We start from the raw sequence: 13,146 nt of genomic DNA, 5'->3' as shown, positions 1-13,146 counted from the left end.
CATTGCAGCTGTACTTGCCTTATTCAGGTGCCCGCACATGGATGATTTACAGCTCGACGCCTTTAAAACCGATGAAAACGCCGCGATGGTCCTGCTAGTCGACGACCAGGCAATGATCGGCGAAGCCGTACGCCGCGGGCTGGCGAACGAGGAGAACATCGACTTCCATTTCTGCGCGGATCCGCACCAGGCCATCGCCCAGGCGATTCGCATCAAACCGACAGTGATCCTGCAGGACCTGGTCATGCCGGGTCTGGACGGCCTGTCGCTGGTGCGCGAATACCGCAACCACCCGGCGACCAAGGACATTCCGATCATTGTGCTGTCGACCAAGGAAGACCCACTGATCAAGAGCGCGGCGTTTGCTGCGGGAGCCAACGATTACCTGGTGAAGCTGCCGGACAACATCGAACTGGTCGCGCGCATTCGTTATCACTCGCGCTCCTACATGACCCTGATCCAGCGCGACGCGGCCTACCGGGCGCTGCGGGTCAGTCAACAACAGCTGCTCGACACCAACCTGGTGCTGCAACGCCTGATGAACTCCGACGGCCTGACCGGGCTGTCGAATCGCCGCCATTTCGATGAATACCTCGAGCTGGAATGGCGTCGGGCCATGCGTGACCAGGCGCAACTGTCGTTGTTGATGATCGATGTCGACCACTTCAAGTTGTACAACGACAACTTCGGCCATCTGGAGGGCGACGAAGCCCTGCGCAAAGTCGCCACGGCGATCCGCGACGCCAGCAGCCGGCCTTCCGATCTGCCGGCGCGCTATGGTGGTGAAGAGTTCGTCCTGGTATTGCCCAATACCTCGCCGGGCGGGGCACGCCTGGTCGCTGAAAAACTCCGGCAGACCGTGGCCGGAATGAACATCCCGCATGTTGTTCCGGCCGAAGGTGCGAGCCTGACCATCAGCATTGGCCTCTCCACCATCACCCCGCAGCCGGGCAGTGATTACCGTCAATTGATCTCGGCGGCGGACAAGGGGTTGTACCTGGCGAAGAACAATGGGCGTAATCAGGTCGGCATCGAATGAACCAGCACGTTCATTCGCCGTTAAAGCCGCCAGGCGGGCTGCCGTGACAGCGTGATTACGTTATACTCGCCGGCTTTCAAAAGTTCGCCAACGAGTGCTGCCCGCCATGGAAATCAACCCGATCCTTAACAGTATCAAGGACCTGTCCGAGCGCTCCGAAACTATTCGGGGGTATCTTTGACTACGATCAAAAGCATGAGCGTCTGACCGAAGTCAATCGCGAGCTTGAAGATCCGAATGTCTGGAACAACCCGTCGTACGCTCAGGAACTGGGCCGCGAGCGGTCTCTGCTGGCGCAGATCGTCGAAACCCTCGACCAGATGCACAGCGGCCTTGCCGACGCCAAAGACCTGCTGCTGATGTCCGCAGAGGAAGAAGACCAGGCCGCCGTCGATGACGTCGCTGCCGAAGTCGAGCGTCTGCGCGAGGCCCTGGAAAAACTCGAATTCCGTCGCATGTTCAGCGGTGAAATGGACGCCAACAACGCCTACCTGGACATCCAGGCCGGCTCCGGCGGTACCGAGGCCCAGGACTGGGCCAACATCCTGCTGCGCATGTACCTGCGTTGGGCGGACAAACGCGGTTTCGACGCGACCATCATGGAACTCTCCGCCGGTGAAGTCGCCGGGATCAAGGGCGCGACCGTGCACATCAAGGGTGAATACGCCTTTGGCTGGCTGCGGACCGAGATCGGCGTGCACCGTCTGGTGCGCAAGAGCCCGTACGACTCCGGTAACCGTCGCCATACCTCGTTCTCGGCCGTGTTCGTGTCGCCGGAAATCGATGACAACATCGAAATCGACATCAACCCGTCGGACCTGCGCATCGACACCTACCGCTCCTCGGGCGCCGGTGGTCAGCACGTAAACACCACCGACTCGGCCGTACGTATCACCCACGTACCGACCAACACCGTGGTCAGCTGCCAGAACGAACGTTCCCAGCACGCCAACAAAGACACCGCGATGAAAATGTTGCGGGCGCGCTTGTACGAGCAGGAAGTGCAGAAACGCAACGCTGCTTCCCAAGCCCTGGAAGACACCAAGTCGGACATCGGCTGGGGTCACCAGATTCGCTCGTATGTGCTCGACCAGTCGCGAATCAAGGATTTGCGTACTAACGTCGAACGCAGCGACTGCGACAAGGTGCTCGACGGCGACATCGACGAATACCTGGTGGCGAGCCTGAAACAAGGGCTGTAAACCGCCAGTCAAGACCTTAAGTCCCCTGTCATCGGCGGGGGCAACGAACCTGTGATGGAAAATTTAAAGACATGAGCGACCTAGAACTCGATCCGCAAGCCCTGCAACAGGAAGAAAACTCCCTGATCGCCCTGCGCAAGGAAAAGCTTGCTGCCGAGCGCGCCAAGGGCCAGGCCTTCCCGAATGACTTCCGCCGCGACGCCTACTGCGAAGACTTGCAGAAGCAGTACGCTTCCAAGACTAAGGAAGAGCTGGCAGAGGCTGCGATCCCGGTCAAGGTTGCCGGCCGTCTCATGCTCAACCGTGGCTCGTTCATGGTGATCCAGGACATGTCCGGGCGCATTCAGGTTTACGTCAACCGTAAAACCCTGTCCGAAGAAACCCTGGCCGCCGTGAAAACCTGGGACCTGGGCGACATCATCGCCGCCGAAGGCACCCTGGCCCGTTCCGGCAAGGGCGACCTGTACGTTGAAATGACCAACGTACGTCTGCTGACCAAATCCCTGCGCCCGTTGCCGGACAAGCACCATGGCCTGTCCGACACCGAGCAGCGCTATCGCCAGCGTTACGTTGACCTGATCGTCAACGAAGACGTGCGCCAGACCTTCCGCGTGCGTTCGCAAGTGATTGCGCACATTCGCAGCTTCCTGATGAAGCGCGACTTCCTGGAAGTCGAAACGCCGATGCTGCAAACCATCCCGGGCGGTGCGGCGGCCAAGCCGTTCGAGACTCACCACAATGCGCTGGATATGCAGATGTTCTTGCGTATCGCGCCGGAGCTGTACCTCAAGCGTCTGGTGGTAGGTGGTTTCGAGAAAGTGTTCGAGATCAACCGCAACTTCCGTAACGAAGGTGTTTCGACTCGTCACAACCCTGAATTCACCATGTTGGAGTTCTACCAGGCCCACGCCGACTACGAAGACAACATGGACCTGACCGAAGAACTGTTCCGTGAACTGGCGCAACTGGTTCTGGGCAGCACCGACGTGCCGTACGGCGACAAGGTGTTCCACTTCGGCGAACCGTTCGTGCGTCTCTCGGTGTTCGACTCGATCCTCAAGTACAACCCCGAGCTGACCGCTGACGACCTGACTGACATCGACAAGGCTCGCGCCATCGCCAAGAAGGCTGGCGCCAAAGTGTTGGGCTTCGAAGGTCTGGGCAAGCTTCAGGTAATGATTTTCGAAGAGCTGGTCGAGCACAAGCTGGAGCAACCGCACTTCATCACCCAGTACCCGTTCGAAGTATCGCCGCTGGCCCGCCGCAACGACGAGAACCCGAACGTCACCGACCGTTTCGAGTTGTTCATTGGTGGCCGCGAAATCGCCAACGCCTACTCCGAGTTGAACGACGCGGAAGACCAGGCCGAGCGCTTCATGGCTCAGGTGGCCGACAAGGACGCCGGTGACGACGAAGCCATGCACTACGATGCTGACTTCGTACGCGCGCTGGAGTACGGCATGCCGCCGACCGCCGGTGAAGGTATCGGTATCGACCGACTGGTGATGCTGCTGACCAACTCACCGTCGATTCGCGATGTGATCCTGTTCCCGCACATGCGGCCGCAAGCGTAAATGTTTCAATTAAAAAGCCGCCTATAACAGGCGGCTTTTTATTGCCTGTCTGGTACAAACGTATCAATTGGTTACTTTTGACGTTAGAGAGGAATATCTGTCGTGAATCGTGCATTGGCTCAAGAAGGAGCAGCTGGCATCGCCACTGCAGTTGCTGAAAGCGTTCAGTATCAGGGACGGAAAGCCAGCCGACAGGGCAGTGAGCAGCGTCGACAGGAAATTCTCGATGCAGCGATGCGCATCGTCGTACGCGACGGTGTTCGTGCGGTACGTCACCGCGCCGTGGCCGCCGAAGCGGGTGTGCCGCTGTCGGCGACCACTTACTATTTCAAGGATATCGATGACCTGCTCACCGATACATTCGCTCAATACGTCGAACGTAGCGCCGCCTACATGGCCAGGTTGTGGGCCAATAACGAAGGCTTGTTACGCGAGATGGTCATCAGCGGCGACGGCAGCCCCGAGTGCCGCTCACAGTTGGCTGACGACATCGCACGGCTGATGGCGGACTATGTTCACCGGCAATTGATCAACCGCCGAGAGCACCTGATGGCCGAGCAGGCTTTCCGCCAGGAAGCGTTGCTCAACCCGCGCCTGGCGCTGCTGGTGCGCTCGCATCAGCAAATTCTCTTGCAGGGCACTTGCCAGCTTTTCCAGGTATTGGGTTCGCGAGAGCCGCAGCAGGATGCCAAAGTGTTGACGGCGATTATCGGCCGGATGGAATATCAGGGCCTGCTCAACGACGCAGAGCCCGAGGCCGAACAAGAGATGCTCGGCATTCTGACGCGATATATGCACCTGGTGCTGGCGTCGGCCTGACCCTGTGGGAACGAGCCTGCTCGCGATAGATCGTTCCCACGCTCTGCGTGGGAATGCCGCCATGGACGCTCCGCGTCCGCTTCGGCTGTGACGCAGAGCGTCACGGGATGCATTCCCACGCAGAGCGTGGGAACGATCAAATCCTGTGGGAACGATCAAAACACGCAACGCGCAATGGTTATCAACGGGAGCAACCGGTGGACGAATACCAGCAGACGATACGCACCTTGTCCGATCGCATAGTGCTGGCGCAGACGCCGATTCGGGTACTCGATGCGGTCAAGTGGGACGACAACATCCGCAAGGGTTTCCTCAAGGCCAAAGGCAAGGAAATGCCGGCGGTGGATCGCGACTACTACCTCAACCGGCCACTGTCCTTTGACTCCAGCAAAGTGAAGCTGGAATTCCAGAACATCGAGCGCGACATCACCCGTCAGCTCGGCCAGTTCAACCCGGTCGGGCAGATCATGCGTCGCATGTGCAAGGAATACCGCATGGTGGTGCGGATGCTCGAGGCGCGTGGCACCGAAGATTTCGGGTTGATCTCCCAGGAGCTTTACGGCGCCGCGTCCGATGCATTCCACGCCGGTGACCCGACGCTGGCCGACCTTGGCCTGATGATGTCCGACTACCTGAACAACATCGATGGCCGGGGCGACCTCAAGGACGAACCGAAGATCCTCACCGCCAAGGAAGCCGTGCACTTGCTGCAAACCCGTTTGAACAAGGTCTTTGGCGAAGCCGAGGAAACCATTCGGGTGTTCGAGTCCGACGGTATTGTCGCGGATGCGGCGGCTGGTGCCGACTACATCAAGATCCGCGCTGACGCGATGTTCAACGAACGTGACGTACGTGCCCTGGAAGTCCATGAAGGGCTGGTGCATGTCGGCACCACGCTTAACGGTCTGAACCAGCCGATCTGCACCTTCCTCTCCAAAGGTCCACCGTCGTCGACTGTGACCCAGGAGGGACTGGCGATCCTGATGGAAATCATCACCTTTGCGTCCTACCCGAGTCGCTTGCGCAAACTGACCAACCGTACCCGGGCGATTCACATGGCCGAGGAGGGCGCGGACTTCTTGCAGATCTTCGAGTTCTTCCGCGCTCAAGGCTTCGAGATGGCTGAAAGCTATAGCAATGCCAGCCGGGTTTTCCGTGGTTCGATACCCAATGGCCTGCCATTCACCAAGGACTTGTCCTACCTCAAGGGCTTTATCATGGTTTACAACTACATTCAGTTGGCCGTGCGTAAAGGCAAGCTTGAGCAGATCCCTTTGCTGTTTTGCGGCAAGACCACCCTGGAAGACATGCGCACCCTGCGTCAGTTGGTGGATGAAGGCCTGGTGGAACCACCCAAGTACCTGCCGGACCAGTTCCGTGACATGAACGCCTTGTCGGCCTGGATGTGTTTCTCCAACTTCCTCAACCACCTGAGCCTGGACCGGATCGAAGCGGATTATTCGAACATTTTGTAATGCCGTCGAAAGATCTTCTAAGCAAAAGCCCCTGAATCGTGAGATTCAGGGGCTTTTGTTGAGCCGGATTACCGATCAGGCCGCTTCGATCTTGCGGCGGTTCTGCTCGAGCTTGTTCAGGTACAGCTGCACGTTCTCTTGCTCTGCCTGGGTGGTGAACAAACCCAGTTTGCTGCGACGCCAGAGAATGTCGTGAGCACTGGTGGCCCATTCTTCGCTGCACAGGTAATCGACTTCGCGGGTGTAGAGACCGCCACCGAGGTGTTCGCCCATGTCCTTCAGGCTCTGTACACCTTCAAGCAGGCACCAGGTGCGGCTGCCATAGGTGGTGGCCCAGCGTCGGGCAATTGCCGTCGGCAGCCAGTCGAACTTGTCGCGAATCAACGCGCTCAAGGCCTGTGGCGTGGTCATGTCTTCGCCGCCCGGCAGGGTCGCTTGCGCGGTCCAGCTCGGCTTCATTTCCTTGAAGTACGGTGCCAGCTGCGCCATGGCCGACTCGGCCAGTTTGCGGTAGGTGGTCAGTTTGCCACCGAACACCGACAGCAGCGGTGCTTCTTCTGCGCTGCCAGACAGCGCCAGGGTGTAATCGCGGGTCACGGCTGAAGGATTGTCGGATTCGTCGTTGCACAGCGGACGAACGCCGGAATAGGTGTGCAGGATGTCGCTGCGGCTGATTTGTTTCTTGAAGTGCGCGTTGACCACTTTCAGCAGGTAATCGGTCTCGCCTTCGGTGATGGCGACTTTCGCTGGATCGCCGGTGTACTCACGGTCCGTGGTACCAATCAGGGTGAATTGATTGAGGTATGGGATGGTGAACACGATGCGTTGGTCTTCGTTCTGCAAGATATGCGCGTGTTCGCCTTCGTACAGCTTCGGCACGATCAGGTGGCTACCCTGAATCAGACGGATGCCGTAAGGCGATTCCATCTTCAGGTCATCACGAATGAACTTGGCGACCCATGGACCGGCGGCATTCACCAGCGCCTTGGCGCGGATCGAGAACAGGCGGCCATCGGTGCGTTCCAGGTTCAGTTCCCACAGGCCTTTGCTGCGACGGGCGCTGACACAGCGGGTCTGGGTGTGAACGTGGGCGCCTTTTTCGCGGGCAGTCATGGCATTGAGCACCACCAGACGGGCGTCGTCGACCCAGCAATCGGAGTATTCGAAGCCTTTGGTGATTTCGCTTTTCAGCGCGCTGTCGGCACCGAACTTCAGGCTTTTGGAGCCGGCGAGTTTTTCCCGCTTGCCAAGATGGTCATAAAGGAACAGGCCTGCACGGATCATCCACGCCGGGCGCAGGTGCGGACGGTGTGGCAACACGAAGCGCATTGGCTTGACGATGTGCGGGGCCTTGGCCAACAGCACTTCACGCTCGGCCAAGGCCTCGCGCACGAGGCGGAATTCGTAGTGTTCGAGGTAGCGCAGGCCGCCGTGGATCAGCTTGCTGCTGGCGGACGAGGTATGACTGGCCAGATCGTCCTTTTCGCAAAGGAACACCGAAAGACCGCGACCGGCGGCATCCGCTGCAATCCCCACACCGTTTATCCCACCACCAATGACGGCGATATCGTAGACCTCGGCAAGAGGGGGCATAGGTAAGGTTGAAGTGGGCATCGGCTGGCCTCGGGGTACTTTCTATATTTGAATTCGAACATTAATGTTCATTTGCGAAAATAGTAGCGCATAAATCCAGGCGCAACCAGTCGGCTTCGATTGAAAATTCTGATCGAAGAGAGGGGAAAGGAAAATTTTCGAACATTTAGCAAGCGTGTGTCGCTTTTGTGGCGAGGGAGCTTGCTCCCGCTGGGGCGCACAGCGGCCCTAAAGCCTGAATCTGCGATTTGTCAGGCGCACCGCATCAAGCAATTTACGACTGCTGCGCCCGAGCGCGGACCGACCGGCGGGAGCAAGCTCCCTCGCCACGGGGGAGCTTGCTCTTGAGATAGGGGTTTAAACGACTTCCAGCCGAATCTTGTGCTGGCTCAGCAGTTGCGCCAATGCCGGAACCGGCGCGTGGTCGGTCACCAGGCAGTCGATCAGGCTGATCGGTCCCAGGCGGACCATGGCGTTGCGGCCGAACTTGCTGGAGTCTGCTGCCAGCAGGACTTGCCGGGCGTTGGCGATGATCGCCTGGGAGACCCGTACTTCCTGGTAGTCAAAGTCGAGCAGGCTGCCGTCTTCATCGATACCGCTGATACCGACCAGTGCAAAGTCGACCTTGAACTGGTTGATGAAGTCGACGCAGGCCTGACCGACTACGCCGCCATCACGGCGCACGTTGCCACCGGCCAGCAGGACTTCGAAGTCATCCTTGGCGCTGAGGATCGAGGCGACGTGCAGGTTATTGGTGATCACCTTGAGATGGCTGTGATTGAGCAGCGCCCGGGCAATGGATTCGGTGGTGGTACCGATATTGATGAACAGCGAGGCGTGATCGGGGATTTGTGCGGCGATAGCTTCGGCGATACGCTGTTTCTCATCGCGCATCTGATCGGCACGCATGGCGTAGGCGGTGTTTTCGACACTTGAATCGTAAGCGGCGCCGCCATGATAGCGACGCAGCAAATTCACTTCCGCCAATTGATTGATATCGCGGCGGATGGTCTGCGGTGTAACCACAAATAGTTGAGCCATTTCCTCGATGCTGACGTAGCCGCGTTCGCGGACCAGTTCGAGGATTTGCTGCTGACGGGGAGGCAGATTCATAGGGCTTCCTTTGGGCTGCCGTGCAAAATTTGCCCATGATGCCGTACGAATCACCTCCCTACCAGTTACATACCGATACGAATCCGCTACTTGGCCTATTCAGCGCCTTCGTGCGGTTCCCAGTCGCGGGTGCGGCTGACGGCTTTTTTCCAGCCGGCGTAGAGTTTTTCCTTCGTGGTTTCGTCCAGTTGCGGGTCGAACTCGCGCTCGATCACCGCCTTGCCGCGCAGTTCGTCCAGGCTGCCCCAGAAACCGCAGGCCAGGCCGGCCAGGTAGGCGGCACCGAGTGCAGTGGTTTCACGCATTTGCGGGCGCTCGACCTTGGTGCCGAGGATGTCCGCCTGGAATTGCATCAGGAAGTTGTTCGCAACCGCACCGCCGTCTACGCGCAGAGCCTTGAGACGTTCGCCTGAGTCGTGTTGCATGGCATCGAGTACGTCGCGGGTCTGGTAGGCAATCGACTCCAGTGCTGCGCGAATGATGTGATCGACGCGTACGCCACGAGTCAGGCCGAACAGTGCGCCGCGGGCATACGGGTCCCAGTACGGAGCGCCGAGGCCGGTGAAGGCGGGTACCAGGTACACGCCGTTGCTGTCCTTGACCTTGTTGGCGAAGTATTCGGTGTCGTGAGCGTCGTTGATGATCTTCAGCTCGTCGCGCAGCCACTGAACGGTGGAGCCGCCGTTGAACACTGCGCCTTCCAGTGCATAGGCCACTTCGCCGCGTGGGCCGCAGGCGATGGTGGTGAGCATGCCGTGCCGGGATTTAACCGCCTTGTCGCCGGTGTTCATCAGCAGGAAGCAGCCGGTGCCGTAGGTGTTTTTCGCCTGGCCCGGTTCAACGCACATCTGGCCGAATAGCGCGGCCTGTTGGTCGCCGGCAATACCGCCGATGGCGATGCCGCTCTTGGTGTGGCCATAGATTTCCGATGACGACTTGACCTCCGGGAGCATCTCGCGCGGGATGTCCAGCACTTCGAGCATCTTCGCGTCCCACTCCAGGGTGTGGATGTTGAAGAGCATGGTGCGCGAGGCGTTGGTGTAGTCGGTGACGTGGGTCTTGCCGCCGGTAAATTTCCAGATCAGCCAGCTGTCGACGGTGCCGAACAGCAGCTCGCCTTTGCGTGCGCGTTCGCGGCTGCCTTCGACGTTGTCGAGGATCCACTTGAGTTTGGTGCCGGAGAAGTACGGGTCGGTGACCAGGCCAGTGGTTTCGCTGATGTACTGCTCGTGGCCGTCGCGCTTGAGTTGCTGGCAGATCTCGGTGCTGCGGCGGCACTGCCAGACGATTGCGTTGTAGATCGGCCGGCCAGTGGTCTTGTCCCAGACCACAGTGGTTTCACGCTGGTTGGTGATGCCGATGGCCGCTACCTGATCGTGATGCAGGCCGGCTTGCGCCAGGGCTTCGACCATTACGGCGCTTTGGGTAGCGAAGATTTCCATCGGGTCGTGTTCGACCCAGCCGGCCTGCGGGTAATGCTGGGCGAATTCACGTTGCGCAGTGCAGACCACGTTGGCGTCACGGTCGAAAATGATCGCCCGGGAGCTGGTCGTACCCTGATCGAGGGCAATGATGTAGTTCTTATTCTGAATGTCGGTCATGTCGATTGCCTTGGACGAAATAAAGGAGTGGGTTGGGGCGCGTGATCAATGGTGGGCAGGATCACGCGCCGCCGCTTTCAGGAGATTCGTGCTTTGCCGTCAATGGCGGGTTCTGCATCCTTTGTAGCAGGTATGGCGATCGGTAGATGACGGGCAATCAGCCCGCGATAGGCCGCAGCGCCGAGGCAGGCACCCAGGATCGGTGCAAAAATCGGAATCAGGAAGTACGGAATATCACGGCCGCCAGTGAGGGAAATTTCACCCCAGCCAGCGAAGAAAGTCATCAGCTTAGGACCGAAGTCTCGCGCGGGGTTCATCGCAAAACCGGTCAGCGGGCCCATCGAGCTACCAATAACGGCGATCAGCAGGCCGATCAACAGTGGCGCCAACGGGCCTTTAGGCAGGCCATTGTTGTCGTCGGTCAGGGACATGATCACGCCCATCAGGATTGCGGTGATGATCACCTCCACCAGAAACGCCTGGGCTGTCGACAGGGCAGGGTTCGGGAACGTGGAGAACACCGAGGCCAGTTCGAGGCTGGCTTGTGTGCCACGAACCATCTGGTGAGTTTGTTCGAAATCGAAGAACAGGTTGCTGTAAAGCGTGTAAACCAACAACGCTGCGCAGAAGGCGCCAGCGACCTGGGAGAAGATGTAGAGCGGCAGTTTACGCTTCTCGAAATCAGCGAATATGCACAGCGCGATGCTGACGGCCGGGTTCAGGTGAGCGCCGGAAACGCCTGCGGTCAGGTAGATCGCCATGCTGACGCCGATCCCCCAGATGATGCTGATTTCCCAAAGTCCAAAGCTGGCACCCGCGACTTTTAGCGCGGCAACACAGCCAGTACCAAAAAAAATCAATAAGGCAGTACCCAGGAACTCGGCCATGCATTGGCTCGAGAGCGATGGTTGTTGCGATGCAGTTGTCATTGAAAACCTCGTTTTTGTTGTTGTTGGGCGCTCTTCTCGAAATGGTCGGAGCGCGATTTTCACCGAGGCAGGATCCCCATCCTGGTCTCGGTCTGCTGCCAAGTACTACGCAGAAACGTTTATGCATTATTCAGATTCGAAAAAATATAGACAAGAAATGCTGATGTCAAAGGTCGAAAGTGAACCATCGGTCATATTTAAACTATTGGTCAGCTGAATGATCATTTGGATGGCCCTGGGAGATGGCTGGATTTTGTCCTGCGTTTGCCTGTTCCTGAGCGGGCAGGGGCCAGTAATAGAGCCTTTTGCTCGGTGATGGCCTAGAATCCAGCGCAGTATTTTTCTGCTATCGCCAGGCTTGGAGCTGCCATGACCCCCGCATTGGATCTGTTGAAAAAAGTTCGTGCCGAACATCGCGTGCACAGTTATGAACATGATCCGAAGGCTGCGTCCTACGGTCTGGAGGCAGCGGAAAAGCTCGGGCTGGATCCGGTGCAAGTGTTCAAGACGCTGCTGGCCGCGAGTGAGAAGGGTGAATTGCTGGTGGCCGTCGTACCGGTCGTCGGAAGTCTGGACTTGAAAGCGCTGGCGCATGCGGCCGGGGTGAAGAAAGTCGAAATGGCTGATCCCGCGGCTGCGCAACGGGCGACCGGTTACTTGCTGGGGGGCATCAGTCCATTGGGGCAGAAGAAGCGTTTGCGCACGTTCATCGATAACAGTGCGCAGCCTTTCGCGAGCATTTACGTCAGTGCGGGTCGACGCGGTCTTGAGGTCGAGTTGGCGCCGACGGTGCTGGCCGAGCACACCCAGGCCAAATTCGCCGATATCGGCCGGGCCTGACTGCCACGCTGTATGGTGAAAATCGGCAGGTTCTGTCTCTGGTTGCCGGGTAATGGCTGATGCATGCTCGCCTTCGCCTAACAAGAAGGAGAACACTCATGCAGCTAGCGTTTCATCAGGTCGACGCGTTCAGTGACCAACCGTTCAGTGGCAATCCGGCAATGGTCTATCGGCTCGACGCCTGGCTCGCTGATGAGCTGATGCAAAAAATCGCTGCCGAGCACAACCTTGCTGAAACTGCGTTTGTGGTGCGTGAGGCGCAAGGCTGGCGTATCCGCTGGTTCACGCCGACCACCGAAGTGCCGTTGTGTGGCCATGCGACACTGGCCAGTGCTTATGTGTTGTTCGAGGTCTACAAAGAACCCGTCGAACGCCTGGATTTCATCAGCAAGTCGGGCCCCTTGAGTGTGAGTCGGGAAGGCGAACGGTTATGGCTGGACTTTCCGGCGATTGAACCGGGCAAAGTAGACGTGACCCTCGATGTGCAGCGGGCGCTGGGCGTGCAGGCGGTTGAAGTGCTGGGTTCCAATGAATTGTTCGTGGTGCTGGAGTCGGAGCAGGCGGTGATTGATTGCCAGCCGGACATGGTCGCGCTGGCGAAGTTGCCTTGGCCCGGCGCGATCGTGACCGCGCCTGGCTCACGGCATGATTTCGTCTCGCGGTACTTCGCGCCTGCGATCGGTATCAACGAAGACCCGGTCACCGGCTCGACTCATTGCAGTCTGATTCCGTACTGGTCGCAGCGTTTGGATAAATCGAGCCTGACGGCGTATCAGTGTTCGGCGCGGGGCGGGGCATTGTTTTGCCGCCTGGAAGGGGATCGGGTGAAAATCGGTGGTAACGCGACGCTGGTGGCCAGCGGGACGCTGATGGTGGGTTAATTCATCATCAGTATGTGAGTGCGGGAGCCGGCGTTTGTGGGAGCTGGCTTGCCTGCGATGGCATCAACTCGTTTCGGCAC

Annotated in this window: 11 protein-coding genes; 7 read left to right on the top strand and 4 right to left on the bottom strand. The window is 58.7% G+C overall.

Annotated elements, in window-relative coordinates:
* Positions 1-37: 37 nt before the first annotated feature.
* The 5 genes from KRR23_RS25880 (at position 38) to KRR23_RS25860 (ending at position 6,109) form a co-directional block, all read left to right on the top strand.
* Positions 38-1,039 (top strand): PleD family two-component system response regulator, encoded by a 1,002-nt coding sequence (locus tag KRR23_RS25880; RefSeq protein ID WP_216744758.1) that lies wholly within the window; start codon positions 38-40, stop codon positions 1,037-1,039.
* Positions 1,040-1,145: 106 nt separating this feature from the next.
* Positions 1,146-2,241 (top strand): peptide chain release factor 2 gene (gene prfB / locus KRR23_RS25875; protein WP_102667242.1). Its coding sequence is split into 2 segments (ribosomal slippage): positions 1,146-1,217 and positions 1,219-2,241, totalling 1,095 coding nucleotides; the frame shifts between segments, so codons are not numbered across the junction.
* 71 nt (positions 2,242-2,312) lie between these two features.
* The gene (gene lysS / locus KRR23_RS25870) at positions 2,313-3,815 is read left to right on the top strand and encodes a lysine--tRNA ligase (protein ID WP_216744757.1); all 1,503 of its coding nucleotides are present in this window, start codon (positions 2,313-2,315) and stop codon (positions 3,813-3,815) included.
* A gap of 114 nt (positions 3,816-3,929) precedes the next feature.
* Positions 3,930-4,634 (top strand): TetR/AcrR family transcriptional regulator, encoded by a 705-nt coding sequence (locus tag KRR23_RS25865; RefSeq protein ID WP_054598170.1) that lies wholly within the window; start codon positions 3,930-3,932, stop codon positions 4,632-4,634.
* 197 nt (positions 4,635-4,831) lie between these two features.
* Positions 4,832-6,109, top strand: a complete 1,278-nt coding sequence (locus KRR23_RS25860) for a flavohemoglobin expression-modulating QEGLA motif protein (RefSeq protein ID WP_019692051.1) — start codon at positions 4,832-4,834, stop codon at positions 6,107-6,109.
* 75 nt (positions 6,110-6,184) lie between these two features.
* Here KRR23_RS25860 and glpD read toward each other — a convergent pair whose 3' ends face one another.
* The 4 genes from glpD to KRR23_RS25840 form a co-directional block, all read right to left on the bottom strand.
* Positions 6,185-7,723 (bottom strand): glycerol-3-phosphate dehydrogenase, encoded by a 1,539-nt coding sequence (gene glpD, locus KRR23_RS25855; RefSeq protein WP_216744756.1) that lies wholly within the window; start codon positions 7,721-7,723, stop codon positions 6,185-6,187.
* 336 nt (positions 7,724-8,059) lie between these two features.
* Entirely contained in the window at positions 8,060-8,815 is a 756-nt protein-coding gene (locus tag KRR23_RS25850; protein WP_054593817.1) for a DeoR/GlpR family transcriptional regulator, read from the bottom strand.
* Positions 8,816-8,910: 95 nt separating this feature from the next.
* Positions 8,911-10,416 (bottom strand): glycerol kinase GlpK, encoded by a 1,506-nt coding sequence (gene glpK / locus KRR23_RS25845; RefSeq protein WP_216744755.1) that lies wholly within the window; start codon positions 10,414-10,416, stop codon positions 8,911-8,913.
* Positions 10,417-10,493: 77 nt separating this feature from the next.
* A complete protein-coding gene (locus KRR23_RS25840) occupies positions 10,494-11,345 on the bottom strand; it encodes an MIP/aquaporin family protein (RefSeq protein ID WP_216744754.1) in 852 nt (283 codons plus the stop codon).
* 369 nt (positions 11,346-11,714) lie between these two features.
* On the opposite strand from KRR23_RS25840, the gene ybaK reads away from it, so the two are divergent.
* Both ybaK and KRR23_RS25830 read left to right on the top strand, forming a co-directional pair.
* The gene (ybaK, locus tag KRR23_RS25835; protein ID WP_216744753.1) at positions 11,715-12,185 is read left to right on the top strand and encodes a Cys-tRNA(Pro) deacylase; all 471 of its coding nucleotides are present in this window, start codon (positions 11,715-11,717) and stop codon (positions 12,183-12,185) included.
* Positions 12,186-12,283: 98 nt separating this feature from the next.
* Positions 12,284-13,066 carry a PhzF family phenazine biosynthesis protein gene (locus KRR23_RS25830; protein WP_216744752.1) on the top strand — a complete coding sequence of 261 codons (783 nt, stop codon included), beginning with the start codon at positions 12,284-12,286 and terminating at the stop codon, positions 13,064-13,066.
* The last annotated feature ends 80 nt before the right edge of the window (positions 13,067-13,146 follow it).

It is taken from the genome of Pseudomonas sp. CVAP#3, from assembly GCF_018986375.1.
Taxonomy (GTDB): Bacteria; Pseudomonadota; Gammaproteobacteria; order Pseudomonadales; family Pseudomonadaceae; genus Aquipseudomonas; species Aquipseudomonas helvetica.
This window is presented reverse-complemented; position numbering and strand designations above follow the sequence as displayed.

Excerpts from the sequence above, each read along its gene's own strand:
- KRR23_RS25880 (WP_216744758.1), top strand. The coding sequence starts at position 38 with ATGGATGATTTACAGCTCGACGCCTTTAAAACCGATGAAAACGCCGCG.
- lysS (WP_216744757.1), top strand. The coding sequence starts at position 2,313 with ATGAGCGACCTAGAACTCGATCCGCAAGCCCTGCAACAGGAAGAAAAC.
- glpD (WP_216744756.1), bottom strand. The coding sequence starts at position 7,723 with ATGCCCACTTCAACCTTACCTATGCCCCCTCTTGCCGAGGTCTACGAT.
- KRR23_RS25850 (WP_054593817.1), bottom strand. The coding sequence starts at position 8,815 with ATGAATCTGCCTCCCCGTCAGCAGCAAATCCTCGAACTGGTCCGCGAA.
- glpK (WP_216744755.1), bottom strand. The coding sequence starts at position 10,416 with ATGACCGACATTCAGAATAAGAACTACATCATTGCCCTCGATCAGGGT.
- KRR23_RS25840 (WP_216744754.1), bottom strand. The coding sequence starts at position 11,345 with ATGACAACTGCATCGCAACAACCATCGCTCTCGAGCCAATGCATGGCC.
- ybaK (WP_216744753.1), top strand. The coding sequence starts at position 11,715 with ATGACCCCCGCATTGGATCTGTTGAAAAAAGTTCGTGCCGAACATCGC.
- KRR23_RS25830 (WP_216744752.1), top strand. The coding sequence starts at position 12,284 with ATGCAGCTAGCGTTTCATCAGGTCGACGCGTTCAGTGACCAACCGTTC.